The organism is Mesotoga prima MesG1.Ag.4.2 (genome assembly GCF_000147715.2).
GTDB classification, from domain to species: Bacteria; Thermotogota; Thermotogae; order Petrotogales; family Kosmotogaceae; genus Mesotoga; species Mesotoga prima.
Window position 1 is genome coordinate 651,878 of sequence record NC_017934.1, and the last position, 25,035, is coordinate 676,912.

Below are 25,035 nucleotides of genomic sequence, written 5' to 3' on the forward strand. Positions count from 1 at the left end.
TAATGACTTTCTCGTTTGAGTAAACCATCGCACGTTCGATAAATAAATTTAGGCCTTTCTTGGTCATCTTTTTCCAGAGAAGAAGATCTCTTCTATGGCTAAAGCAACACCATCATCATTGTTTGATTGAGTCACATAATCGCAGACGGCCTTCACTTCTGGAAGAGCATTCTCTACAGCTACAGAAAGCCCGACTCTCTTTAGAAGGGGAATATCGGCATAGTGATCGCCGATAAATGCAACTTGCTGACTGGCAAGACCATGATAATTCAGGAAGTCATCGAGTGACAGCCCTTTAGAGACTGAGGCATTAAAAAGAGAAAGAAGTCCCCAGCTGTCAACCTTTGACGCTATTTCTAGACGAACAGCTGTGTCCTCCATTTGCGACCAATACACATCCAAAAAGCCTGCATCATCCGACGCTGATATGAACGAGAAGTTGAAGTCGCCAGTGTATTTAGACGTTAGCCTGCCTAAGATCTCTTTCAAAGATTCAAGATCGCCAGTGATGTCGAGTTGAAGAAGGTTCGCACTCTTAACTACTTCCGTAAGATCGTCCAGTCTCACTATTCTGTTTATGTTGCTTTCTAGGAATGGCAAGTAAGGACTAAGAGCAAAGTCGCCCACATGATACCAGTCAGGAATTTCAGAGGAATCCGTTCTAAGGAGGAGATGACAGTTCAGTATTGATGCAAGAGAAACTGAGTATTCCGTTATCTTTCTTTCTATGCATCGCATGAGGAAGATTTCTCCCTTTCCCTTTGCAAGAAAGGCTCCATTCTGAAGAGCGTGAGGACCCTCAATGTTTAGAACGTCCAGATATTCACGAGCCATTAAGTAGTCACGTCCGGTAAAGATCGCTAGCTTTATTCCTTTTTCCTGAAGCCTCTCGATTGCATTCAAGGCTGATGCGGGAATTCTCTTGGAATTGTCAAGTAACGTCCCGTCTAGATCAAGAATCAGAGCTTTCAGTTTACTTGCATCGATTTCAGTGTGACCAGATCTTCTCAATACTCAATTCCCTCCCTTGCCAAAACTCCTTTAGAATAATAGTGCTTGATTTCTCTCATCTCAGTAACAAGATCCGCTTCTCTAATTATCTCGGCTGGGGCATTCCTGCCGGTCAATACTAGTTCAACCTCTTTCGGTTTCGAAAGCATGAGTCTTCGGATGTCCATTGAAGATACCAACCTGTAATGAAAAGCAATAAAAATCTCATCGAGTATAACGACCCCGAATTCTCTGCTGGAGATTACTTCTCTAGATCTGGCAAGACCTTTTCTTGCAACCTCAAGATCCTTGGTTTCTGGATCTCTAATGATAAAACATTCCCTTCCGAACTGCTCGATGACGATATTTTCAATGTAGTTAGGCAAGGATAGCTCACTGTATCTCATTCCCTTTATGAACTGGCCTATGAAGACTCTCTCACCTGCAAGAGCAGCTCTTACTGCAAGTCCAATTGCCGCCGTAGTCTTCCCTTTTCCGTTACCTGTGTAAATTTGCACAAAGCCCGTGTTCATTTCTGCCTCCTTTAGCTTCAGTATTCTATTGTACTTCATTGAAAGAATATGAATATTCTTCATCCTGCTAGAGTTACCAAGTTGGAATAAGGCCGCAACTATGTGATAACTTCGTACATTTATCATTTTGGAGAAGACCCTTCTTCGATTTACAGTCGGTTGTCAGGTCTGATCCCGAAAAAGCAGCGGTTTTATTTATAGGAAGATTGTGAACTAAATCACATTAAGGAGGTGCCAAGATGGCAAAGTATGAAGTAACAAAATCAGTTGATGTAAGAGGAGAAGTCTGCCCGGTTCCTGATGTTGAAACAAAAAGAGCGTTAAAGAAGATGAAATCAGGAGAAATCCTGGAGGTTTGGATTGACTACGCAATGTCAAAGGAAAGAATTCCGGAAGCGGTTAAAAGTATGGGACACGAAGTTCTCGAAATCGAGGAAGTTGGGAACAGCGAGTGGAAGATATACATCAAGGTAAAGTGAAAAAAGGGGTGAGATGACATGGCCTGGACGGGTCTCTTAGTTGGTCTCGCTTTTGGAATCATTCTTCAGAGAGGAAGAGTGTGTTTCAACTCAGCTTTTAGAGATGTTTTGCTATTCAAGGATAACTACCTTTGGAAATTAGGTTTTCTTGCTGTTGGCCTGCAAATGATCACCGTTCTCTTTGTGGCACAAATGGGTTGGATAAAGATTGCTCCACCAACTCTGAATCTCTTCGGCAACATTGTAGGGGCTTACGTATTTGGTCTGGGTATGGTTCTAGCCGGTGGCTGTGCATCTGGTGTAACCTACAGATCGGGAGAAGGAATGACGACTGCAATGATCGCTGCGGTTTTCTACGGAATTGGTGCAATGGCAATGCGGGGCGGAGTGTTTTCGCCCATAAGAACCTGGGCCTCTCAATTTAACGTTTCCGTCGATGCCAATTCCTCTGTCTACCTTGACAAGGTTGGTCCAACTCTTGCGACGGTTCTCAATATCAATCCATGGATCCCTGCGGTGATACTGGCTGCTGTGCTTCTATGGTATACATTAGGGACAAAGACAACAGAAAGAAAAACTAAGTTCAACTGGAAGGTTGCCGCGGTTTCTCTGGCTATTCTCTCCCCCATTGCTTGGATAACAAGTGAGGCCGCGGGAAGAAACTACGGATTCGGCATCACCGGTGGCTGGGTCTCAATATTTGATTCTTACATCAGTAATCAGCCTCTTAGGTGGGACGGATTTGAAATAATCGGTATCATTATTGGCGCTCTCATCGCTTCACTTCTTGCCAAAGAGTTCAAACTGAGAATGCCCAAGAATCCCAAGACTTATCTTGTTGTGATGATCGGCGGCACGATGATGGGAGCTGGAGCCAGTCTGGCAGGCGGTTGTAATATAGGTCATTTTCTTGCCGGTCTTCCAACTCTCGCAATCTCTTCTATAATCGCTAGTGTGTTCTTGATACTTGGCAACTGGACAATGGCCTATATACTATACAGAAAGTGAGGCGTCTCTTTTGAGAATAACAATTCAAGTTTTCGCACCACCTTACTCATATGAGGATCTTGATTCAGCAATAAAGATTGCTGAAGCCGGCCTTAACAAGGGACATGAAGTTACGATATTTCTATTTGCAGACTCAATCCTTTCTATAAACAGTAAGGTCAAGCCTATAAGAGTAGACAGAGATATCCCCAGAAAATTGGAATCTATGATAAAAGAAAAAGGTTTGAAAGTTGAGATCTGTGGAATATGCATGGACTACAGAGGTGTAACCAAAGATATGATTATCGAAGGTTCGAATCCCAGTGGTCTTCCCGAACTGGCTTCACTGATTTTCAACAGTGACAGGTTTGTTAACCTGATGGCGTGAGGTGCTTTATGGATAAGAAGATACTTTTCGTTGTATATCAGGCGCCAGCAGGCTCTATATGGGTGAACGAAGCATTTAGAACTGCGTTCGGAATGTATGGCGAGGATATTGAACCATCCGTTCTCCTAATGGAAGAGGCAACTGTTGCTCTTTCAAAGAAAACTAAGCCTGAATGTCTTGGCCTACTCTCGATTTCCATGTGTTTTAGGTTTATCAAGAGATACGAGACTGCGGTATACGGTGTCAGAGAACATGTGGAGAGATTCAAAGTTAAGGAGATCGAAGAAAGCTTCAATGCAAAGCTGATTGGAGAAGCTGATCTTGGAGACTTCTTCCACGATTTTGACAACGTAGTATTTATGTGAGGTGTCTGGTATGTATTTAATAGTTGTGAAGAACGGACCCAATAATTCTGCTGAAAGAGTAAAGATAAGTGCATCCAAAGAGGGGGACAGTGTTGTCCTCATTCAAGACGGGATTTTCTGGGCACTGAATGACATAGAAACTGAAGCAAAATGCTTTGCCATCAAGGACGATGTGGAGGCAAGAGGTTACACAGCCGATGACGTTACTGTGCCTCTTATAAGTTATGATGGCTTCATAGATATAATCGAAAAGTGTGATAAGTCAATCGGTTAAGCTCTGAATGTGTGATACTTGAGGTGCACTTCACACAGAGGTGCACCTCTTTCTGTAGGAGGAATACAAGGATGCCTCTTAAGCTTCCGGATCTTTTTAGAACTCTCTCAAATCAAACGAGATTAGAAATCCTTACAATGTTGATGGACAATTACCTTACTGCTACGGAAATTGCGACGTTGCTTCAAATAGATCTGTCAACTGTTTACAGACATCTGCAGCAGATGAAAAAACTTGGAATTCTAACTTCGACTCATCTACACGGAGTGGAGAGATTTGACTTCAGTTCTCCGCACATTTTTAGAATGCTGGATGAAGCAATTACCTTCATGAGTGAACTGAAGGGATTCAGCCCGATTGTTTGCTCGGAGGGCATTTGCAGCTATTATCTTGGAGGAGAGTTGGATGAAATTGAACCTGACCAGCTTCTTGACATGAGAGGCGAATCCTGCCCAGTGCCAGATATTCAAGCTAGGAAGACACTAAGAAAAATGAATCCTGGCGAGATCTTGCTTGTTATAGTGGATTATCCACTTTCCGGGGAAAGAATTCCTGCATCAGTTCAGAAAGAAGGGCATGAGTTTTTGAAAAAAGTGGCGGATAATTACGGCGATATAAAGATCTACATAAGGAGGAGAGAAAATGGTTGATGCCGTTGTGATTGGTGGTGGACCAGGCGGTTATGTATGCGCAATAAGAATAGCTCAACTTGGTAAGAGCGTTGCACTCGTAGAAAAAGAGAATCTCGGAGGTACATGTACCAACTGGGGCTGTATTCCAACGAAGGCCATGTTGACCTCTGCTCATTTGTATACGGAGATAGACGAGAAATCCAAGAGGCTTGGAATTGATACATCAGGACTAGGCTACGATTTAAAGAGAATAATGTCCCACATGAATAGGACGATTACAATGTCAAGAAAGGGAATCGAACACCTGCTGAAGAAAAATGGTGTTGATTTCTACAACGACGTTGCAGAAATTAAGGATGCAGGACACGTTCTGCTAAAGAACCATGGTAAAACCCTAGAGACCAGAAATATAGTCATTGCCGCGGGTTCTGAACCCTCCATATTCAAGCCGTTCAGTGAAATCGAAGGTATTTGGACCAGCAACGATGTCTTTCAAATGGAAGAGATGCCAGAAAGCCTTGTAATCGTTGGTGGAGGAGTTATCGGTGTTGAATTTGCAACATTTTTTAGCTCATTCGGAGTGAAGACTACAATCATTGAGCTTGCGGACCACATTCTTCCATACGAAGATAGAGATGTTGCCGATGACATTCGAAAGTCATTGACTCGACAGGGGGTTGAAATAATTGAAAGAACGAAGGTGACTGAGGTGGAAAAGGATGAATGTATCTTCGTTCTAAATGCCGAAGGTGAACAGGAGCTCTCAGTTCAGGCTGAGAAAGTTCTTGTTGCAGTTGGTAGGAGACCCTATATAACCGAAGATGTGAGAAAGCTTGGTCTGGAAATTGAAAGGGGGGTCGTCACGAACAGCCGAATGCAGACAAACATTAAAGGTATTTACGCCATAGGCGATATAAGAGCAGGAATGATGCTTGCCCACGTTGCCAGCTATGAGGGTATAGTAGCGGCTCACAACATTGCCGGAGAAGTAATGGAAATGGATTACTCCGCAGTTCCTTCAATCATCTTCTCCAATCCGGAGGTAGGATCTACCGGCATAAAAGAAGACGATGTTGAAGATATGGAGAGAGTAATTATCGCTAAATTCCCCTTGAGTGCCAATGGTAGAGCAAGGACTGTACTAGAAAATACTGGGTTCGTGAAGGTAATCGCAGATAAGGAAAACGGAAAGGTTCTAGGAATGAGCATAGTTTCTCCATCTGCGACGGAGCTCATAATGGAAGGAGTAATAGCAGTCAGGAATGGGTTAACGGTTGAAGAGCTTGAGAACTCGATACACCCTCATCCAACACTATCAGAGACAGTTCTTGGGGCGCTTGAAGGAGTAAATGGAATGAGCATTCATATTTAAGATATTCTTTTAATAGAGGGCATCCTTTTGCAGTCAATGCTTCGGGATGCCCATGTTTATTTTCTGATGTCCGAAATCATATTATGCTTTTCTGTAAAACCTCGATTCCTTGAAAATATCTTTCCGTTCTTTTTGCAAGGTTTCATCGAATTTTGTCGTACTAACTTGATGACTACAAATAAAGCTTTCTGAATATCCGTTAGAACTCTTTTGAATATATATTTCTCGTCTAGCTGAAGACCTTTGTCTTTGCAAAAGTATGCTTATAGAATAACAGATTTAGCTTAATCATTATATGACCCTCGGTCTCAAAATCAAGCTCAGCCTTCGATTCATTTACTTTTGCAGAGAAACCCACGGGAATTTCCATCTCCGGACGAAGGACACAAGCGATAGTTACTCCCGGATAGAACTTGAAGCCAAACTTTCCTTCAATTTCAGGAGATCCGTCGAAATCGACCTTATGTACAAAGGTTGAATTGTGGTCTATAGAACCCCTTGTATAGCTTTTTCCATGGGGCCCGTGGAAGTCTATCTTCGCTTCGACTTCATAATGGAACTTCGGATATACCTCTATTTCGGGACCAAATTGAAGATCAATGCCTGCGATTTGCGTCTCCAATCCATAGAATATCTCAATCGGTATACTGACTTTTACGGGGATTCCGCATACACTGATGCTTACCTCTGGTTCAGCTACCTTCTTCGTTTTTTCAGTCTCGAACCCTTCCTTTCCAACAATTTCGAGTATAGAAGAGACTTTTGTCGGAAATCGAGGAGTTCCATTTGAGCTGAATTTGTCATACGAAAGATGAAAATCAAGACTAATATTCGCGTCGAGGACCAGTTTGTTCTTGATTGCAACCTTAATCTCATCCTCATCAACCATAGATACTTCCCATTCTTTTGTAATCAGGTTAGTTGTTACACTCTCTGCAAAGGAACGATCACTTTCGGTTCCGAATCTCTCAATGATTTCTGATACATCACCTTCACTGTTAAGAATCAAAGTGCCCAGAGCCTCTTCAACAAATGCTTCTTCCGTTTCAAGTGTAACTTTTGAAGGGTCAGAATTATTCACGGAAACAACTCTTCTCAAAGAGTCTTTCATTGTGTCAAAAATATAATCACCAGTTGAGAAATTAGGCAAAGAAGATGTCTTGGAAAATTCGATTTGATTTTCGATTGCAGAGGGTTCCTGGACAAGAAGAGAAGAGTTTATCATAAGCGATCTAGGTTTAAAATTGCTCACTGCAATTACGCCACTGGGAAATCTGGTTGAGGAAACCATTGGAGGTTGCTGAACTCTGAAAAGGACTTTTCTAAAGGAAACCGGGCCGGAACTCTCTGCATCGGGTATCTCGTGCCTGAAGGTTAGAAGGTACCCATTGCCTTTATACGGATCCTGCATACTGGCGGCAGAATGGTATGAGACTCCAGAGAAGAAATCAGCATCGGATGAGCTCGAGAGATCTTGAGAACCTGCAGAAACCGGCTGAAAGGCTGAGTCAACGCGCTTGAGAATTGCACCTTCCGAATCGTAAATGAGGTATTCATATTCGATACCAGTACCATCTATGGATTTGATTTAGAGATAACCATAGTTTCTCTCCGCAATAGAAGAACCTTCTTCAGGTGCCCACTCCATTCTAAGATCCTGGAATGCAATCGGGGTTCCCTCTCCCAAATGCGAAATCAACATATCTGAAGGCGAAAAGAGGAGACTCCCTCCATAATAAGCACCGCCCTTAAGTTCTTCAAAGGGCACCCTAAAAACAACTGGATTATCAACTACAATGCAAGAAGAAAGAGAAAAGATAACAGTTACAGTTGCAGAAAACAGCAAAAGCAATCTAAAAAAGTTCTTCATTGTCCTCCTCCAAGAAAGGGAGAAATGATGGAAAACCTTTGTTGCGAAAAACAGAATAACTAAACTGTCTGACGAACCAATCCTTCGAGAGTTAAAAACAAAGGTTTGATCCAGACATTCGATCCAATGCTACCATACATTTGTGATCTTCTCTAAACTCTTTGAGGATGAAGACAACCATAATGTGCCTACTAGAAAGCTTTTTATTGCCAACTCTTGCTCTCGAAGTCACTTACTCCTCTTTCCGCAAAGTCCTTGTCAGGAAACTCCTCGATTTCTTTCGCTTCATCACGTGTGTCGATTGTATAGTAAGCTTCAGCAGGTGCAAATACACATATCTGAGCTGCCCTGTAAGTTCGGAATCTCATTCCACATTTATCACAAAGACCAATATCCTCAACATCCCTTTTGAAATTAACTTCCCTATTGTATCTTCGGCAGAAGGACCTGTTCTTTTCGTCTGTGAAGAAGTACATGGCTTGCGGTTGCCTGGAGTTCTCACCACCAGACACCTCGGCCTCCTCAGAGTTCAACCACTTCCATGACGTCGAGCTAAGTCTTTCCAGATCAAGGTCAGTTTTCTTCAAAATATTCACCTCTCGTGACACACCTTTTCAAATGAAATGTTATCATGAATGTACCTAATACACGAGGGGGAATGATTTTGAAGAAGTTTCTACTAATACTCCTGGCAGCGTTTTTTTCGCTCACCCTTATCGGGGCAGAGTATGCAGTCAGGATAACAAAAGGTGGAGAAGCAGTTTCTAACGAGTTCTGGATAACAAGAGAGGAAATTGAGCAGGCATTTAGCGCGACAGTGGCAAATGCGGCGAGCCAAGGGATCATTCTTGATCCGTATTTTGACAGTTACTTTACACCAAGCGAGCTTGGGTTGAAAACCATGATAATACCATACATCGTTGATGAGAAGCTAATAGACTACTTTGCTTGGGAGAGCAATTTGATTCCATCTGAAGAGGAAATTGATGCGGAAACCGATTCGATGATGGAAATGTACACCTCGAGTCCCGACATGGTTGAGCAGATAGAGGCGATCTATGGTTCCATGGACGCTTTCAGATCGGAAATCAGAAACTATGTTTCCGATGCCCTTAAAGCTGAGCTCGTTCAAGAATCGGTGGCTCCTTTAAATGATGACGCTCTGGCGGCTTATTTCGAAGAGTTCAAGACGGAGATAAAGAATCAGTTTGAGACGATAAGAGCTAGACATATTCTGGTTACAGAAGAGGCTACAGCAACTGAATTAATGGACAGAATCAACAGCGGCGAAATCACCTTCGCAGAAGCTGCACTCCAGTTTTCGATAGACTCTTCAACGGCTGCGAATGGAGGCGAGCTGGGGTCAATAGTCAGAGGTCAGACCGTACCTGAATTCGAGGAAGCTATCCTTGCTGCTCCTATCGGCGAGTTGTATGGTCCCGTTCAAAGCGAATTTGGTTATCATTTGATAATTGTAGAAGAGAGAAATGAGATAAACAGCCTTGAAGATGTTGTCAACTCGGCCAGCTACAACGATTTCGTGTCAGGCTATCAAAACGATACTTATAACAGGTGGATAGAGAGCTATATAGAAGAAAACGAGTTCGACTATGAGATCTTGGATAATGAGCTCCTTTTCTACAATGAATATGCCAAAGCAAAAGCGACAGAAGAGACTGCGAACGAATTCTTCGTTGAGATAGCGTCGGGCATATTTGGCGATGGAACCTCGTCCGAAGCATCCTTGATGGAATATGCAGCATTTATTGAACTATCGGAAATGCTTGGATTTACTGACAGTCCGGACTACGAGACAGCGATACGAAATCTCTTTGAAGCCGGTGAGAAGCGCGGTATGATCGTGCAGAAGATGTATGATCTGGATAGTGAAAACCCCGAGGTTGCTGCAGCATACTACAATGCATTGCTGGAGGAACTTGAAAACACGTTCATGAACCAGGATCTTCTTCAGCAACAGTTAAGCAGCTATGGACAGAGCTTTGTAGATTACGTATTCAACACAATTGGAGAGATTGAATCCGGTCTAACCAGCGTTCTTGAAAAAGAGATTTCCGATGGACTTAGAGCAGACGTTCTATACATTCTCATAAGAAATAACTCCCTTTCCCTTGAGCTCGATTACAGTCCCGACTGGAGGAAGGAGAAGCTCAATCAAAGACTCGGTTACTTAGAAGCTTTGATACAAGTTGAGCCATCTGAAGCTGCTCAGACGGAGATAGAATCTATAATCTCCGAACTGGAGCAAATCGAAGCTGAGGCTGAGACTCCTGCAGCAACAGAATGAGCTTGGCTTTTTAAATAGGAGAGCCGGGGAAGTTGCCCCGGTTCTTTTTTTGATTGTGGCAGACTTTCATCTTTTCAGTTTTTGCGCCATGCGGATACTTCTATCCCGTCGTTTTCTCAGGCAATTTCCTCCGCATTACCATAAGAGTCTCCTCCGTGTTTTCCCGGCCTCACTTCAAAGAGTCTCGACATTCCTTTTGCCAAGAAGACAATGGTGAGAATGGCATTTGCAATACACGATATCAACACAAGATAGTGAACTGGAAGCCTGTCAACTGCGAAGCCAAAGACCGCTGAACCGAGAGGTGTTGCAATTTGCGCTAGAATCGAAATTACGGAAAAGACCCTAGATCTGTGGCTGGTAGGAAGTACTCGATGAAAAAGTGTTTGAAGAGGAGTATTCACAAATGCGTTGAACACACCCATTACAACTATCGGTATTCCCAGTGCGGCAAAGAACAACCAAGACGGTCCACCGAAAAGACTTGTGAAGTAAGGAAAGAAGAGAGCGGCTAGAAGGAAATTTAAGACTGTCTCTGTTACTAATCCCTCCGCAAACAGTTTGCCCTGTTTCTTATTCACGAGAATCGTACCAATTAGAATGTTTCCAAAAAGGACTCCCAATACCCAACCCGACTGGAGAAAACCGTATTGTTCGCTAGAGAAACCAACCAATGTGCGGGCGAAAAAAGGAAAAACAACGGTGAAAATCGGAGTTGACAAAAAATTGGAAACCATTGCAAACATCAGAACCATCATCAAGCCATCTATCTTCTTTAAATAGCCAATTCCTTCAACTATATCGACAAAAACGCTCTTTACCGAGACCCGCGTTTTTTTAGTAGTCTGCTGATAAACTATGAAGATTTCACTAATCGCAGAAAGAATAAACGATGTTCCATTTATAATGAAGACTATTTCAATTCCGAAAAGTCCATATAGAACTCCGCCGAGAGCAGGACCGACTATGTAGGAAACGGAGTTAACCGCGCCAAGAATAGAGTTTGCCTTCAGAAGTTTGTGCTCTTCAATGATATCTGGTAGCATTGCAGAAGTTGCCGGGTCGAATGAAATGTCGAAAGTCGATATAACTAGCTGGAAGACAAAGAGAAGCGCTAGATTCAAGACACCAACATCTGAGAGGTATGCCATAAGAATAATTGCTGCTCCTCTAGCAAAATCCATATATATCATAATATATTTCCGATTGAATCTATCACCCAAAACACCGGCGATTGGGCCAAAGAGGATTCTGGGCAGCATCGTTACTACAGAGAATGTGCCCATCATCACCCCGGAGCCAGTTAGATCCAAAATGTAGAGTGGTATCGCAAGCGCTTGAACACCGCTTCCAATAAGTGACACTAGTCTTCCAAGAGTGAAAAGCCAGAAATTTCTTCCCAACCCTTTCATCGAACCACCTCAATTTTTGCATATGCTGGTTTAATATTATCACGTTTAACGTCAAAACATCAAGATCTACCTTAAATTATTGATATTAGAAATTGAGTAGACACAACAAACTTGATTATTTCGTTTAAGAAAGTAGAATTGAATCCCGACTGGGGGAAAAGTCTTGTCAGATCTTCAACTTCACCGGAGGTTTTGATCTGCCGTGCTATCATCTAGTAATTATGAATTGGAAGTTCTATTACTTTCCAGAAGTTGCAGCAGGAGTGTTCATAGATTTTGGCTATCAGTTTATGAAGTAGGAGGAGGATTTTTATGTCTAGAGTAGTTACCTTCGGAGAAATAATGATGCGTCTCGCATCTCCTTTGGGAGAGAGATTTGAGCAGACCAAGAATTTCGAAGTTGTTTACGGGGGAGCGGAAGCCAATGTTGCTGTTGCGATTGCGAAGTACGGCGGAAAAAGTAGATTCGTATCCAAAGTATCTGCCGATCAGTTTGGAGACGCGGCAATTGGGAATATTGGTGTTCACGGGGTGGATACGAATTATGTTTTGAAAGACATTGGCAGGCTAGGTAAATACTTCTATGAATATGGCTATTCTCAGAGACCGTCAAAGGTAATTTATGACCGTGACAACTCGGTCTTCGCTAATTCAAAGCCCGGAGATTTCGATTGGGAAGAGGTTTTCTCAGATGCCACCTGGTTCCACTTCACAGGTATTACTCCTGCGCTTAGCGACGGGTTGATTGAAACATGTGAAGTAGCTCTAAGAGAGGCCAAGAAGCGAGGAATAACTGTTTCTTGCGATCTAAATTACAGGTCGAGACTATGGAGCAAAGAAAAGGCGAGAAAGGTTATGACTTCTCTTATGAATAACATAGATGTCCTTTTTGCAAATGAGGAGGATAGTGAATCTGTCTTTGGAATAAAGGCTGAGGGCACTAATGTGAGTGATGGCAGGTTAAGTGTCGAGGGATACAGAGATGTGGCAACAAAGCTTAGGGACACTTTTGATCTGAAGGCAGTTGCAATTTCCCTAAGAGAAAGCATAAATGCCAATTTCAATAAATGGTCGGCTGCGTTGCTCACTGGAGGAGAATTTATTGTATCTACGAAATACGACATAAACATAATCGATCGTGTAGGCGGAGGAGATGCATTTGCTGCGGGATTGATTTTTGGACTGGACAATTCATGGGAACCATTGAAGTCACTTGAGTTCGGAGTCGCAGCCTCATGCCTAAAACACACAATAAAGGGAGACTTCAACATCGTATCTAGAGACGAGGTCGAAAAGCTACTTGGTGGAAACGCTTCAGGAAGAGTTGTGAGGTAGGAATGTGACATCCCGCCATTATGTGCAAAGTTGTGACGTATGCGGTTTCCAGTGCAGCAATTCAGTTGGTATCCCAAAATGCCCTAAGTGTGGCAGCACTCTGAATTACAGATACAATCAAATTGGCGGAATGGATCTGGATGATTTTCCGGACAAATATCGTTTCGGCTTGTGAAAGTACCATAGACTACTACCAATCGATGATATTCGCCATTGTGTAACGCTGGGAGAGGGTGCAACTCCTTTAACTGCTGGCGTTAGACTTCAGGCTGAGTTGGGAAACACCGGGAGAATAATGCTGAAGGACGAAACTCAGAATCCTACCGGCACTTACAAAGATCGCCCTGCAGCTATGGGTGTCAGTAAGGCTAAGGAAATCGGTTCAGGAAAAGTAATCATCGCTTCTGATGGAAACGCTGGACCTGCAACAGCCGCTTATTGTGCGAAAGCTGGACTCCATTATTTCGTACAGATGCCCGCCGATACGCCTGTTGAAAGAAATGTGCAAACGATCTTATATGGTGCTGAACTAATTCTTGTGGAAAAAAGCACTGTGAGTGATTGTATAGACATGATAATGGATCTATCTGAATCTTCTAGCTGGACTCACCTTACAACTGCCTCATCAGTCAATCCTTATCACTTTGAAGGTACGAAGACCATAGCTTTCGAGATTGCTGAAGATCTTGGATGGAATACTCCCGATTGGGTTATGATGCCCGAGGGAGGGGCCGGACTATCAGCTGCTATTTGGAAGGGCTTTTTGGAGTTGAGCGAAGCTGGTATGATAGCCAAACTCCCAAGACTCCTAGTTGTTCAGGCTGAGGGTTGTGCGCCTCTGGTAAAGGCCTTTAAGGAGCACGATACCAAGATCGAGAGATGGGAAAAGCCCAGTACTCTGGCGAAAGCAATTAGCGTGCCTTACCCGCTTGACGGTGAACTTGCTCTTCGAGCAATAAGGGATTCCGGTGGGTCGGCTATCTCCGTGTCAGACAGTGAGATGGTTAACGCTACCCGTGTCACGGCAAGACACGAGGGTATTTTTGCAGAACCAACTGGCGCGGCTTCTATAGCAGGTTTGGCGAAAGCCCTTGAAGAGGGAATCGTAAGTCTCAACTTTGACAGCAAAAGAGAATAAATAGTAGGAATAAGTTCTGAAAGGTGCATAAGTTCGTGGTAGATACTTGAATCGTTTTTGAAATGCGGTGCCATGTGTGTTTGCTTGTCACTTTGTTAGTACTTGACTTGTATTTAGTTATAGTAATATAATATAGGTGCCATGTTTCTCAGACTGAAACACTTCAAAAACAAGGACGGTTCCACCAGGAGTTACCTGCAGCTCGTAGAGAATATACGAGTGGGGAATAAGACTAGACAGAAAGTTCTGGTTAATCTGGGGAGAGTAGATGATCTTCAGAACAGTGGCCAGATAGATAGGCTTATTGAAAGTCTGAGGAACTTCTCAACGAAAGAATGGATTAGGAAAGAAGCCCTTAATGTGAATCAAACCTATCTGTGGGGACCTGTAATTATCTTCGAGCAGTTATGGAAGGAACTGGGTATCGAAAGAGTATTGAAGAGACTGCTGGGAGATACGGATGTCGTTAGCGATTACGTTGAGGCTATATTCGCTATGGTACTTAACAGACTTGTCGAACCGAGATCGAAGAGGGGAGTAGACAGGTGGGTAAGCAAGGTTTACAGACCTGAGTTCGAGCAGTTGAGTCTTCAGCATTACTACCGTGGACTGGATTATCTCGAGAAGTTCAAGGAAGAAGTGGAGGAAGAGCTATTCAGTAATGTGAAGACTCTCTTCAACTTGAATCTCGATCTAGTATTCTGGGATACAACGAGTACGTACTTCCAGGGAGAAGGACCTGAACTTTCAATGTATGGTCGTTCCAAGGATCACAGGTCTGATTGCAAGCAAGTGATGATAGGGGTACTAATGACGAAGGATGGTTTCCCCGTTGCTCACCAAATCTTTCCCGGAAACACAGCAGACATAGATACCTTCAGGATAGCTCTTGAGGATATACGAAGGAGATTCAACATAGACAGGGTTATAGTGGTAGCCGATAGAGGAATGATAAGCAACGGACTCATTGAGGAGATAGATAAGGCCGGGCTTTCATACATATTCGGGGTGAAGATGAGAAGAAGCAAGAGAGTTGAAGCGGTATTGAATCAGCCCGGTGATTACGAAGAAGTGGAAGAGAATCTGAAGGTAAAGGAAGTTCTGCATGAGGGGGAGAGATACGTAATCTGTTTCAATCCATTTCAAGCAGAAAGAGACAGAATAAAAAGCGAAGAGATAGTGAAGAACCTTTCGAAGAAACTTAAAGAGGGACCTAAGAGTCTTGTAGGAAACAGAGGATACAGGAGATATCTAAATATCCAGAAAACAGATGTGAAGATAGACCAGGAAAAGATGGCCTCAGAAGTTAAATACAATGGCAAATACGTTCTAAGAACGAACACAAAACTAACCAATAGAGAGGTTGCTCAATCATACAAGCTACTGTGGAAAGTAGAGAGGACCTTCAGGGAACTGAAGAGCGGACTCGATCTTCGTCCCATATACCATTACACAGACACGAGGGTGAAGGGACACATAATGATCTGTTTCCTTGCACTTGTAATGGAGACTGCCTTATGCAGAAAGCTGAAAGAGATTGGAAGTACTTTCTCTTACGCAGAAATACTCGAAGACTTGACAGAGATAAGAGCAGTTGAGATAACGGTGGAAGGTAAACGCTTTCTTGCAAGGACTGAAACGATGGGCAATGCTTACGACGCTTTCAAAGCACTCAAAATAAGACCGCCAAATCTACTCAAAGAGATTACATAATAGACCACTGTGGTGGTACGTCTATCTTTCTTTTCATTTTTTCCCTTGTTTAGCTGTTTTCAGATTCGTTGCTGTCAAAGTTGACTAAGTAAGGAAGAATCAGTTGTTGCGCTTGTTACGGGGACAGGACTAAAGGTCATCTTATCATTTACCAAGCTTCTTGAAATACATAGGACGATTGGAAAGAACATTTTGGATCTGAAGAGCATTTTAGAAGGATAAAGAATAGTGTGTTCTGCACCTCAAATACTGGAACCCACTGGTTGCATCCAGTAAGGCCCTTTCTCTTTAGTGATCAAAGTATAGAACGCGAAGAACAGAACGTTTCATGTATAGGGTAATCCTTTTTTATGTGTGACTATGTGGAGATTTCTCTTATTGACATTTAGAACGTCAAGAGTTCCTTGATCTTCGGCCTTGCATAAGTAGAGTTTTCTTCAAGGATCGACATATAGTCCATCCCTTTCACTCAGGGGATTTCGTTTTCCTTTTTCTGTTTTCAAGTACCTCAACTATTGCGGAGTCGATCTTTGACATGCCTTTTGAAAGAAGGACCTGGATATTTTCTATTGACCTGTCTAAAGTGTTGGAGATAAATCCCTGCTCTGAGTTGACTCCAAGATTGTCCATTGCTAGTAATGCACAGCTATATGCTTCCTGGCCTCCAAGGCCCGCCTTCAATGAACAGCTCTCTTTTGCACCATCGCACATGATGCCTGTCGTGCTCGATAGTATAGTCAGCATTGCCTGTTCGATTGTCTCCCTTGCTCCTCCAAGAAGATAGGTAATTCCTGCAGCGGCTCCCGTTCCGGCGGCTGTAACGCATCCACAGATCGGGGCAACTCTGCCGAGCTTGTTCTTTATGTAACCAGAGAAAAGGTGGCTCAAAGCTACTGCTTTTGCAATGTCTTTTCGGCTCTTCTGGAAGTACTCGCCGGTTAGAGCCACTGGAAGTGTGGCGACAATTCCCTGGTTACCGCTTCCGCTACTGCTCATCACAGGAAGGGGAACACCAGACATCCTGGCGGCCGAAGCCGCGAAACAATAGTTACGAATCTTGTATCCGAGGCTTACGTTTTCGTGGTAGCTGAAGGTCTCTTTTGAAGGCAACATTTTCTTAAGGCCAAATCTGGCAATCTCGAGATTCATTTCTATTCCTTCGAAGATCTTCTCGATTTCCAGTTCAGTGATTTCTCGAATTGACTCAAATATCTCTTCAGGAGTAAAGTCTAATTCATCGGAAGGGACGAATCTCTCACTTGAACGGACCTTTTCTCCGTCTATCTCTAATGAAACTACATTCGTGTGACTGCCAATTATCCTGCAAAGAACAGAATGATTATGATTAGACACTGTGGCTTCTATAAATACTCCAGATAGATCTTGATCACAGACCACACTGACCAGACCCTTGTCTATCATCTCTCTTGCAAGATCAACTGATTCGATTCGGCAAGGTCTAAGCGCCTCCAGCTGGAGGTCCGGATCTCCACATATAGCGCCCAAAGCGCCAGCAAACTCATTACCCTTTTCATTCGTACCTGGAATTCCCACGTACATTCCGTTCTTGTATACGTTGACGCTGGTAGTTACATGCACTTTTTCTGTTTTTCCCTCAAGTTTGCTTGCTGCAAGAGCAACACAAAACGCGATCGCTCCAGGTTCCGTACACCCAAGTGCAGGTCTAACTTCTCTTTCAAGGTATTGTTCAAGAAAACGCATCTTCCACCTCCAATGCCCGATAACTTAGTTTATCACTGACAGTGTATCATGTAATTCATTGATGACTATTGTTTTGAACCAAGTATGAGCTCTTAACTGCCTCTTCCACTTGGAACTGAAAGTATGCTCATTATTGTGAAGCTGGAAAATCATCTCTGGGAAGGATTTCTTTTCTCGTTTTAAAGAGAAAGACGAACTTTCCAGAGTTCTTTATCTAGAATCGGTCATGTCTCATACTGAATTAAACTCTTCCAAGAGGGCTAAAGCAGTGTTCCTGATAGTCACTTCAATCTCCTTTGATGTTACATAAAAAATCTGGAAGTGTTTTTTGCAAGAGCAAATTCCCTGTTTTTGCAAGAATTCCAAACAACTTTCCACCCGGGAAATTTTGTTAATGAGTTTTCATTAGCGAATTTCTAATTCTAAAACTCTGACCTTCGAACAACAACAAATGACTGTGGTGAACAAGGCGATCAATCATTGCCGAAGTCATCTGTTCATCGTAGAAGATATGGACCCATTTGCTGAACTCCAGATTTGTTGTGATTATCACGCTCCTTTGTTCATAGCATTCTGAGATAACTTGAAACAACAACTTCGATCCATCACGATCAAGAGGCACATAGCCCCACTCATCACAGATAATCAGATCGGCCTTCATTAGAGTTTTCATGAAGGCGTTTAGTTCTGACTTCTTCTGTGCTTCAGAAAGGCGATTTACCAGCGCAGCTGTTCTGAAGAAACGAACCACCTTGTTCTGTTTGCACGCTTCTAAACCGATTGCCTGAGCAAGGTGAGTCTTTCCAGTACCAACGTTTCCGTACAGAATCAAATTCTTCTTCTCGTCTACGAAAGATGCTTTCTTCAGTTCTTCTGGACTTAAGTCCTGGGGTAGTCGTATCTCTTCGAATGAGAAATCTTCGAATGTCTTCATGGCATAGAAGCCCGCCTGTTTTACCAGGCGGTTCTTCCTTGAAGTCTCACGGTTATCCAGAGCAATCTGTAGTATTTTCATAAGGTATTCCTGGTTGTTGTCTGCTTCCACCTCTTCAAATACATCCACTATCTTCCTTCCAAGGCGTAATTTCTTGCAGCAGTACGCAATCTGCTCTTTCATGATTGGCTACTCCTTCCCAGGAATAGATCATAGTCAAGTGTTTTGTTCTTAAGAGGTGGGAGTTCTGGTACGTCATTTGGGAGTAAAACAGGACTGAACTCGAAGCTTTCCGTGTTGAGACGCCGGAATATAGCAAGGACACTATCGCTGTCTTTTGCTCCTCTCTCTAGAGCTGCAAGGAAGGCTTCTACTGCACTCAAAAAGCCTTTATCTTCGCTCAGCTCTGCAAGGATCTTGAGAGTCTCTTTCTTGCTTGAGCGATCACTCTGCTCAAGAAACTCTTGTAGTGGAGAAGGAAACAGTCCGTATATTCCCGTGTATTTCAGCGCTGCGGGTCTCCTGGATAATTGGGTGAGATAAGGGATCCAGTTCATTGATTCTCTCTTCATCTGTCCATACAGTCTGGGGTGAGTGATTATCTCTTTGTAGTCCCTGTCCATTACGATAACTTCATGTGCGGTCAGTCTTGCCCATATCTCGGTCTTTGCATATTGTGGAGCGCTTGAATATGTATGCCTTCCTTTCTCAAGGGTGAACTTCGCGTGAGCATCTGTGCGAACGGCCAGGAGGATCGATTCATCGTACTTATTTGGCGCAAGTGTTAGAAGCTTTGTCCTGTCTTCTTCAAATCGCTCTCTTATCATGCCTGGCTTCGAATAGTGCGGTCTTTCCATATCATGATCACATCGAGCGAGGAGCTCTTTGTTGAAGGCCATTAAGTCATTTATCTCTGGAACAGGAACTAGCAGGTTTCTCCTATGGTATCCCACTTTACTTTCGACGCTGCCTTTCTCATTCCCGCTCTGGGGATTACAAAAGACTGCTTCGAATCCATAGTGATTCTTGAATCTGAGAAAGTGTTCGGAAAGGATCCGGTCTACTTCCTTCAGTATTTTGCTGACCATGGATGAGGCGTTGTCAAACCATATTCGGTTGGGAACACCCCCTATGTGGTTGAAGACATTCATGAGCCCTTCCATTAGGCATTGTTGGTTCTCTCCCTTGAAGAGCTGAAGATATCCCCCGTTGCTGTAGGGAAAGGAGACATTCAGAGTATATCCGTGACAGCGAACCCCGTTTTCCAGAAAGTCAGCTTCTCCAAAGTCTACCTGTGCTTCACCGGGTTTGTGTTCCAAAGCGAAGTAAAACTCTTTGTTCTGGCCATAAAGTTCTTTCCTCTTCTGTGCCACGTATGTTGCTACAAGACGATACGAACAGTCAAAGGAACCACCGTGTTTTTCCTGAAGCCTCTTGAATACTCTTAAAGCCGTATGTCGCTGTTTCCTTCTTTCAAGTTTGTCTTGCTCAAGCCAACAGTCAATCTCTTCTTTGAAAGGATCGAGCTTCGACTTAACTGTTTTCTTTGTCTGTGGTGGCTGTATATTGAAATCATCCTTCAGAATGTACTTCTTCACTGTCTTCACATCCGTCTTTGTTTCTCTTGCAATCTCTACAATTCGCTTTCCTTCATTAAAATATTTGCTTCTGATAGAATTGATCTTAGCCATTGCAACCATCCTCCTTTGTTCCTCCCCTTTATAGTGTCGTAACTACAAGGGTAGGTAATTCCGGGGGAAGTTGCAATGGCTCTTTGCATTAACAGGGAATTTTCCCTGCAATTGCAGGGAATCACTCACTGCAATTACCGGTACTTATATTCTGCAGCAAACAATCTGGAAGGACAAATTTGACAATTATTGGATTGTGTTAGAATCCCTTTATTCGCTGAAATACTGACTGAGAAAGGCAATGACGGAAGATTGTTATCAGAAAAGACCATAAATCAGTCAGGTGAGGATAACTAGTCGGTACTGGAATCCTTAGTGTGAACAATTTGGGCTACTATCCAAATAGTATGCAAATGATTCGGGGATAAGGGCAGGATTTGACAGAGGCACAAGCTGCATCTTGCTTAGATTAAAGAAATAAGGGAAAACCTTGATTCCACAAACACTCCCGTCTTCGGAAAGCTCGATTTTTAGCGATGCCGTGATTCTGCAATCCTTAGCTTTCATAGAAGAAATCCAGTTGCCCAGAGAATAGATGATTAGCGAAGTTGATCCTCTCGCATTTAAGTACACCTCCAGTGGCTGAAGAACATGAGGATGATGACCGATAATCAAGTCAACTCCTTCATCGCAGAGCTTTCTTGCGACTTCCACCTGCATTTCAGTAGGTTTGTTCTCAAACTCAAGTCCCCAGTGAAGACTAAGCACGATAACGGATGCTTCTTCCGACATAGATTCAACGATAGGAATGATCTTAGACAGCGCAGTCTCTGCATCCTCAAATGTGTTTAGGTTGGCAACATTCAGACTGGATTCACTATCAACGGTAGCTCCATTGGTGCCGAACGTGAAACCTGAGACAGCGATTCTAACTTTATCGAATGGAATTATTGAGAATCGACTTTCTTCTCCAAATCCAACACAATGGATTCCACGGTCATTAAGAAAAGTACGGGTCGATCTCAGTCCCTCGTTACCCCTGTCAAGAGAGTGATTGTTTGCGATATTCATAACATTAATTCCCAAGGGCGTCACTACTTTCTCAAAGTATTCGGAAGAACCGTTGAATTTTGGGAATGCCGATTCGGGGAACCGAGTGTCTATTGGGAATTCGAGATTGGCGAACACAATTTCACTTTTAAAAAGACTCTTCTCCACACTTGAGTAAGGATCGCCCGCGATTACAAGTCCCTTACTGTACATTAGATCGCCAAATGCGGTTAGAGTTATTGCGCAAGCCAAATCAGGAAGCTCTGCCTGATAGTTTTCTTCGTAAGGTCTCGAAATCGTACCGAAGATCAGCTTCCGCAGGTAGAAAATGGCATCTGTAAAAGTGAATCGGCCAAGATCGCCACAAACAACGGGGAAGGAAAAAACAAGGCCATGTGTCATTAGGAAAAGAGCCAGAGCAAACCCCATAGCAAACTTTCGAGACATCCGTACCACTTCCTGTAAGTGATGAGAAACTTGCAATCTGTATGAGTCAAGTCAATCCCACATATGATTATGGTTTTCGAGAACCATCTCGCAGGGAACCCAGCTGGCGGATAAACATATCTCGACTAAACTTTAACACTATGCACACACAGATGATAAGCATTCAAAAGTCAGTATCCTTCATCGGCGAGAAAGAGATTTTGGTCGGAGATGTTTCTCGGCAAAATTAATAGTTCAATTGGCACTGAATTGGAAGATGAGATTTGAGGATTCTTTACTCAGTAACGGGGTCGAAGATGGGTATAAAAAATTCTTTTAGGCTTCTCATTGCTAAGTTGAATCATTGGTTTGAAGTATCAGCAGGCATTGATGAGCGCCACAACCGATGACGATGGAGAGTTAGCCTTCAGTGTCTCAGAGAACAGATAGGTCAATGGAATGCGTGTGACTCTAAGTAATAAATGTCATTAACAGGAAGGTGTCACTTGGTCATTTGCAGGGTGATACAAACAGTTTTGATTAGAGAGTACGTTAATGTCCCTGAAGGATGCAGAGGAGCAATCAGATCGCACCAAAAGAACTACTCTAAGATATCTTAGAGGTCAAACAGAAAATAGATCACAGCTAAACCGCGGCTTCTTCCGTGTTTACAAGGACATTATCTCTGCGTTTGATTTTTGGCACGAAATGGCAATGCTATAATCAACTGAGGACATTACAGCGCCTCATCATTCCCCGGAGGGTCGAATGGAATCCGACAGGAGAAATCTGTTCAGTTCAGTGAGAAGAATAATCTCGGTTCTTGTTGGCAATGAAAAGAGCTTGCAAAAGATCAAAAAGGCTCTTTCAATTATCGGTGATTCTCTTTCTGTCAATAGTCTTACTTTTTGCACAGTTGAAAGCGCTCATCATAGTTCTTCTTATATCAAGATGGTTTGCGATTGGAGAAAAGAATCAGACTCCGTAATTTGCGTCTCGAGTTCGAGAAGTGGAGATAGTAGAAAATCAAAACTTGAGAATTTAATAAGAAAAAGCAGAGCAAATACAGTTTCGGAAGCTGGAAAAGGCGTCTTGTTAATCAAGAGCCCTCCTGGATTGCCGGAGTGTGTTCTGGTCTTAGAGATCGAATTGCATGAGAGAAATCTGTCTGTGGAGGAAAAGGACTTTGTGAAATGTGCGATTCAATTGTTGGCGCTCATGACTGGAGAAGAGTTCAGCGAAGAGACTGGAAATAACGAAAAGTCACTTCTTCAGGAAAGACTACTAAGAAGCGATGAACTGCTGAAGAATTTCGAAGGCAACGTCTTGGACATTCTTGCCGTAGTTGACGGAGGACTGGTTTTCACCTATGTTTCCCCCTCGGTGGTCAACACATTGGAGTTTATGCCTGAAGACCTGGTTGGGAAAAATGCTCTGGATCTCATTGACTCAAGGGATCGCAAGAGAGTTGTTGAAGAGTCCAAGGTTCTTCTGAGAGAAAAGAAACACGGTTGCTTCAGATATAGAGCAAGAACTAAGAGCGGCGGAATATTGTGGATGGAGACAGCTGTAAGTCCTTTGTTTAATGGGAAAGAAGTCGAGGGTTGGACGATGTCGTCACGGGATGTCACCGGTGAGATGAAGCTGCAGGCCGAATTGAAAGCCAGAGATAGTATGATGGTCTTCATGAACGATCTTTACGTTCTGATTCTGAGCGGTGATAATCTTCATGAAGCGGCCTCCAAGATTGTGAATCGCGCATACGAAGAGAAGGGAATGGTCGGTTGCAAGATCACATTTAGTGAGGATGAATATCTTGATCTTGAGGTTTCGAGAGGCGACACCGAGGCATTTCCGCTGAATCTCATGAAGGACTCAAAGGCTCAGGAAACCCTCAGAGAAAATCGAATAATCGTTCAAAATACAGCCATCGAAGGAAAGGAACTGAGATACATATGCATAGCGCTTGAATCGAACAACGAGATTGCTGGTTACTTTGAAACCCTTACAGAACGCGTGACTGGTCTTTCCGAAGAAAGCATAAATCTGTACAGACTAGTTGGGACTACGGTCTCTCTTTCTCTCACAAAAATCAAAAATCTTGTTGCAACGAGGAGAAATCACATCACATCACAGTCATTGATAAAGGCAACCGAAGCGATAACTAAAGATCTGAATATGAGAACGGTAATAGAATCTATTGTTCGGGGTCTGAGACAAGTAATACCGTTCTACAGCGCTGCAGTTGAGTTAGTTGAAGGGGATCATTTAATCATTGTCGGTGGGAGCTGGCCTGGAAAAAATTCCTTTGTCGGGACCAAATTCACGATGGAAGAAGGAAGTCCCGGTTTCGATGTAGTAAGAAACAAGAAAATCATTCTAGCAGAAGATGCTCAGAGAGCATACCAACAATTCAACAGGCCAGACTTCAAATTTATAAAATCTTGGATGGGCGTGCCTTTGGTTATTGGAGATGAAACGATTGGAATGATCGCCGTCGATAGCGAGGAGGGCGGAAAGTTTAAGAATCGTCATCTTGACGCCCTCAAGGCATTTGCAGATATTGCTGCGATTGGCATAAACAACGCCCGTCTTCATGAGGAGGTGAGAGATCTCTCGGTGAGGGACTATCTTACTGGTGCTTACAACCGGCGAGGTCTGTTTGAGCATGGAGAACGGGAAATCGAGAAGGCAAAACGATATGACACAAAAATGGGATTGATAATGTTCGACATAGATAATTTTAAGAATATGAATGACATGCTTGGACATCTAGCCGGAGACTTTGTCTTAAAAAGGGTTGCAAACATATGTACCAAGATTCTACGAGCCGCAGATATTTTTGCGAGATATGGTGGCGATGAATTCATAATACTATTGCCGATGACTGATATCACGAACACCGAAGAAGCTGCCACAAGGATTTGTCGTTCTCTTGAAGATTCAAGAATAATATATAAGAGAATCCCAATAAAGGTTCGTGCCAGCTTCGGAATTGCCAATTTTGAAGGACATGAAGATGAACTTGAAGACATGATCAGGAGGGCAGACAGAAATCTGTATGTCTCCAAAAGATCCGGGGGCAACAAAGTTACCGGGGGACGAAACTATGGCTAAGAGAGAATGGCAGATAAGAAGTGAACGTTTAGGCCTTGAAGCGCAGCTAAGGGAAAGAAATAAAGAACTTAAACTTCTATATGATTTCTCAAGATTAGTTGACAAAGCAGAGAAATCTATTGACGACATTCTGATGGGTCTCCTGAGAATCCTTTCCGATGCTTTTCAGAACCTGAGAGCGCGTGTGCCGTGATCGTCTACAGTGCCAGAGTGTATGAATCGAGAAGAGTCTTCAAGAAGTGATCGCTTTATACGTAACCAATGATAGTAAGAGGCAATGAGGTCGGGAGCGTAACGGTCTATTATTATTGAGACGGGAAAATCGCCTTCCTCTATGAGTAGTCTCAAATGGTTCTCTCGGT

General features: G+C 43.1%; 22 protein-coding genes and 1 pseudogene. 13 read left to right on the forward strand and 10 right to left on the reverse strand.

Going from position 1 to position 25,035, the window contains the following annotated elements:
• Positions 1-63: 63 nt before the first annotated feature.
• Together THEBA_RS03125 and THEBA_RS03130 are read right to left on the reverse strand one after the other, a co-directional pair.
• On the reverse strand, positions 64-1,011 hold the full coding sequence (locus tag THEBA_RS03125) for an HAD family hydrolase (RefSeq protein WP_006492243.1): 948 nt from the start codon (positions 1,009-1,011) through the stop codon (positions 64-66).
• Positions 1,008-1,649: a cob(I)yrinic acid a,c-diamide adenosyltransferase gene (locus tag THEBA_RS03130; RefSeq protein ID WP_006492245.1), complete on the reverse strand. Its 642-nt coding sequence runs from the start codon at positions 1,647-1,649 to the stop codon at positions 1,008-1,010. Before THEBA_RS03130 ends, THEBA_RS03125 begins: the two co-directional genes overlap by 4 nt.
• 113 nt (positions 1,650-1,762) lie before the next feature.
• Between THEBA_RS03130 and THEBA_RS03135 the strand changes: the two genes are divergently transcribed.
• From THEBA_RS03135 to lpdA, 7 genes are all read left to right on the forward strand, one after another.
• Positions 1,763-2,002, forward strand: coding sequence for a sulfurtransferase TusA family protein (locus tag THEBA_RS03135; protein ID WP_006492246.1), 240 nt, complete (start codon positions 1,763-1,765; stop codon positions 2,000-2,002).
• Positions 2,003-2,020: 18 nt separating this feature from the next.
• Positions 2,021-3,010, forward strand: coding sequence for a YeeE/YedE family protein (locus tag THEBA_RS03140; protein WP_014730402.1), 990 nt, complete (start codon positions 2,021-2,023; stop codon positions 3,008-3,010).
• 10 nt (positions 3,011-3,020) lie between these two features.
• Positions 3,021-3,377 (forward strand): DsrE/DsrF/TusD sulfur relay family protein, encoded by a 357-nt coding sequence (locus THEBA_RS03145; RefSeq protein WP_006492248.1) that lies wholly within the window; start codon positions 3,021-3,023, stop codon positions 3,375-3,377.
• 8 nt (positions 3,378-3,385) lie between these two features.
• The gene (locus THEBA_RS03150; RefSeq protein WP_006492249.1) at positions 3,386-3,742 is read left to right on the forward strand and encodes a hypothetical protein; all 357 of its coding nucleotides are present in this window, start codon (positions 3,386-3,388) and stop codon (positions 3,740-3,742) included.
• A 10-nt stretch (positions 3,743-3,752) separates the two neighbouring features.
• Positions 3,753-4,016, forward strand: coding sequence for a sulfurtransferase complex subunit TusB (tusB, locus tag THEBA_RS03155; protein WP_014730403.1), 264 nt, complete (start codon positions 3,753-3,755; stop codon positions 4,014-4,016).
• A gap of 71 nt (positions 4,017-4,087) precedes the next feature.
• Positions 4,088-4,666: a sulfurtransferase TusA family protein gene (locus THEBA_RS03160; RefSeq protein WP_014730404.1), complete on the forward strand. Its 579-nt coding sequence runs from the start codon at positions 4,088-4,090 to the stop codon at positions 4,664-4,666.
• Positions 4,659-6,020 (forward strand): dihydrolipoyl dehydrogenase, encoded by a 1,362-nt coding sequence (lpdA, locus tag THEBA_RS03165; RefSeq protein ID WP_014730405.1) that lies wholly within the window; start codon positions 4,659-4,661, stop codon positions 6,018-6,020. The genes THEBA_RS03160 and lpdA overlap by 8 nt, the downstream gene beginning before the upstream one ends.
• 229 nt (positions 6,021-6,249) lie before the next feature.
• On the opposite strand, the gene THEBA_RS03170 is transcribed toward lpdA, so the two are convergent.
• From THEBA_RS03170 to THEBA_RS03180, 3 genes are all read right to left on the reverse strand, one after another.
• On the reverse strand, positions 6,250-7,272 hold the full coding sequence (locus THEBA_RS03170) for a hypothetical protein (RefSeq protein ID WP_158309297.1): 1,023 nt from the start codon (positions 7,270-7,272) through the stop codon (positions 6,250-6,252).
• Positions 7,273-7,608: 336 nt separating this feature from the next.
• On the reverse strand, positions 7,609-7,890 hold the full coding sequence (locus THEBA_RS03175; protein WP_014730407.1) for a hypothetical protein: 282 nt from the start codon (positions 7,888-7,890) through the stop codon (positions 7,609-7,611).
• A gap of 203 nt (positions 7,891-8,093) precedes the next feature.
• Complete coding sequence (locus THEBA_RS03180) at positions 8,094-8,477, reverse strand: hypothetical protein (RefSeq protein ID WP_014730408.1); 384 nt, start codon at positions 8,475-8,477, stop codon at positions 8,094-8,096.
• A gap of 71 nt (positions 8,478-8,548) precedes the next feature.
• On the opposite strand from THEBA_RS03180, the gene THEBA_RS03185 reads away from it, so the two are divergent.
• Positions 8,549-10,195: a peptidylprolyl isomerase gene (locus THEBA_RS03185; RefSeq protein WP_236609199.1), complete on the forward strand. Its 1,647-nt coding sequence runs from the start codon at positions 8,549-8,551 to the stop codon at positions 10,193-10,195.
• A gap of 116 nt (positions 10,196-10,311) precedes the next feature.
• On the opposite strand, the gene THEBA_RS03190 is transcribed toward THEBA_RS03185, so the two are convergent.
• The gene (locus THEBA_RS03190; protein ID WP_014730410.1) at positions 10,312-11,607 is read right to left on the reverse strand and encodes an MFS transporter; all 1,296 of its coding nucleotides are present in this window, start codon (positions 11,605-11,607) and stop codon (positions 10,312-10,314) included.
• Positions 11,608-11,919: 312 nt separating this feature from the next.
• On the opposite strand from THEBA_RS03190, the gene THEBA_RS03195 reads away from it, so the two are divergent.
• From THEBA_RS03195 to THEBA_RS03205, 3 genes and pseudogenes are all read left to right on the forward strand, one after another.
• Complete coding sequence (locus THEBA_RS03195; RefSeq protein ID WP_014730411.1) at positions 11,920-12,942, forward strand: sugar kinase; 1,023 nt, start codon at positions 11,920-11,922, stop codon at positions 12,940-12,942.
• Between the two features lie 187 nt (positions 12,943-13,129).
• Positions 13,130-14,080: pseudogene (gene thrC / locus THEBA_RS03200) on the forward strand (threonine synthase); the annotation flags it as partial.
• Between the two features lie 141 nt (positions 14,081-14,221).
• A complete protein-coding gene (locus THEBA_RS03205; RefSeq protein ID WP_014730412.1) occupies positions 14,222-15,793 on the forward strand; it encodes an IS1634 family transposase in 1,572 nt (523 codons plus the stop codon).
• 465 nt (positions 15,794-16,258) lie between these two features.
• On the opposite strand, the gene THEBA_RS03210 is transcribed toward THEBA_RS03205, so the two are convergent.
• The 4 genes from THEBA_RS03210 to THEBA_RS03225 all read right to left on the reverse strand — a co-directional run bounded on the left by THEBA_RS03210 (position 16,259) and on the right by THEBA_RS03225 (position 21,577).
• Entirely contained in the window at positions 16,259-17,515 is a 1,257-nt protein-coding gene (locus THEBA_RS03210; RefSeq protein WP_014730413.1) for an L-cysteine desulfidase family protein, read from the reverse strand.
• A gap of 391 nt (positions 17,516-17,906) precedes the next feature.
• Entirely contained in the window at positions 17,907-18,632 is a 726-nt protein-coding gene (istB, locus tag THEBA_RS03215; protein ID WP_014730414.1) for an IS21-like element helper ATPase IstB, read from the reverse strand.
• Complete coding sequence (istA, locus tag THEBA_RS03220; RefSeq protein WP_014730415.1) at positions 18,629-20,140, reverse strand: IS21 family transposase; 1,512 nt, start codon at positions 20,138-20,140, stop codon at positions 18,629-18,631. Before istA ends, istB begins: the two co-directional genes overlap by 4 nt.
• A 312-nt stretch (positions 20,141-20,452) precedes the next feature.
• Positions 20,453-21,577 (reverse strand): CapA family protein, encoded by a 1,125-nt coding sequence (locus tag THEBA_RS03225; protein ID WP_014730416.1) that lies wholly within the window; start codon positions 21,575-21,577, stop codon positions 20,453-20,455.
• A 747-nt stretch (positions 21,578-22,324) separates the two neighbouring features.
• Between THEBA_RS03225 and THEBA_RS03230 the strand changes: the two genes are divergently transcribed.
• The gene (locus tag THEBA_RS03230) at positions 22,325-24,673 is read left to right on the forward strand and encodes a sensor domain-containing diguanylate cyclase (RefSeq protein ID WP_014730417.1); all 2,349 of its coding nucleotides are present in this window, start codon (positions 22,325-22,327) and stop codon (positions 24,671-24,673) included.
• Positions 24,666-24,866 carry a hypothetical protein gene (locus THEBA_RS03235; protein WP_014730418.1) on the forward strand — a complete coding sequence of 67 codons (201 nt, stop codon included), beginning with the start codon at positions 24,666-24,668 and terminating at the stop codon, positions 24,864-24,866. Before THEBA_RS03230 ends, THEBA_RS03235 begins: the two co-directional genes overlap by 8 nt.
• Positions 24,867-25,035 lie beyond the last annotated feature (169 nt).

Bases quoted from the DNA above. Each gene is read 5' to 3' on its own strand.
- THEBA_RS03150 (WP_006492249.1), top strand. From the start codon at position 3,386: ATGGATAAGAAGATACTTTTCGTTGTATATCAGGCGCCAGCAGGCTCT.
- istB (WP_014730414.1), bottom strand. From the start codon at position 18,632: ATGAAAGAGCAGATTGCGTACTGCTGCAAGAAATTACGCCTTGGAAGG.
- THEBA_RS03130 (WP_006492245.1), bottom strand. From the start codon at position 1,649: ATGATAAATGTACGAAGTTATCACATAGTTGCGGCCTTATTCCAACTT.
- THEBA_RS03195 (WP_014730411.1), top strand. From the start codon at position 11,920: ATGTCTAGAGTAGTTACCTTCGGAGAAATAATGATGCGTCTCGCATCT.
- THEBA_RS03190 (WP_014730410.1), bottom strand. From the start codon at position 11,607: ATGAAAGGGTTGGGAAGAAATTTCTGGCTTTTCACTCTTGGAAGACTA.
- istA (WP_014730415.1), bottom strand. From the start codon at position 20,140: ATGGCTAAGATCAATTCTATCAGAAGCAAATATTTTAATGAAGGAAAG.
- THEBA_RS03210 (WP_014730413.1), bottom strand. From the start codon at position 17,515: ATGCGTTTTCTTGAACAATACCTTGAAAGAGAAGTTAGACCTGCACTT.
- THEBA_RS03235 (WP_014730418.1), top strand. From the start codon at position 24,666: ATGGCTAAGAGAGAATGGCAGATAAGAAGTGAACGTTTAGGCCTTGAA.
- lpdA (WP_014730405.1), top strand. From the start codon at position 4,659: ATGGTTGATGCCGTTGTGATTGGTGGTGGACCAGGCGGTTATGTATGC.
- THEBA_RS03225 (WP_014730416.1), bottom strand. From the start codon at position 21,577: ATGTCTCGAAAGTTTGCTATGGGGTTTGCTCTGGCTCTTTTCCTAATG.
- THEBA_RS03175 (WP_014730407.1), bottom strand. From the start codon at position 7,890: ATGAAGAACTTTTTTAGATTGCTTTTGCTGTTTTCTGCAACTGTAACT.
- THEBA_RS03140 (WP_014730402.1), top strand. From the start codon at position 2,021: ATGGCCTGGACGGGTCTCTTAGTTGGTCTCGCTTTTGGAATCATTCTT.
- THEBA_RS03230 (WP_014730417.1), top strand. From the start codon at position 22,325: ATGGAATCCGACAGGAGAAATCTGTTCAGTTCAGTGAGAAGAATAATC.
- THEBA_RS03160 (WP_014730404.1), top strand. From the start codon at position 4,088: ATGCCTCTTAAGCTTCCGGATCTTTTTAGAACTCTCTCAAATCAAACG.
- THEBA_RS03185 (WP_236609199.1), top strand. From the start codon at position 8,549: ATGATTTTGAAGAAGTTTCTACTAATACTCCTGGCAGCGTTTTTTTCG.
- THEBA_RS03135 (WP_006492246.1), top strand. From the start codon at position 1,763: ATGGCAAAGTATGAAGTAACAAAATCAGTTGATGTAAGAGGAGAAGTC.
- THEBA_RS03205 (WP_014730412.1), top strand. From the start codon at position 14,222: ATGTTTCTCAGACTGAAACACTTCAAAAACAAGGACGGTTCCACCAGG.
- tusB (WP_014730403.1), top strand. From the start codon at position 3,753: ATGTATTTAATAGTTGTGAAGAACGGACCCAATAATTCTGCTGAAAGA.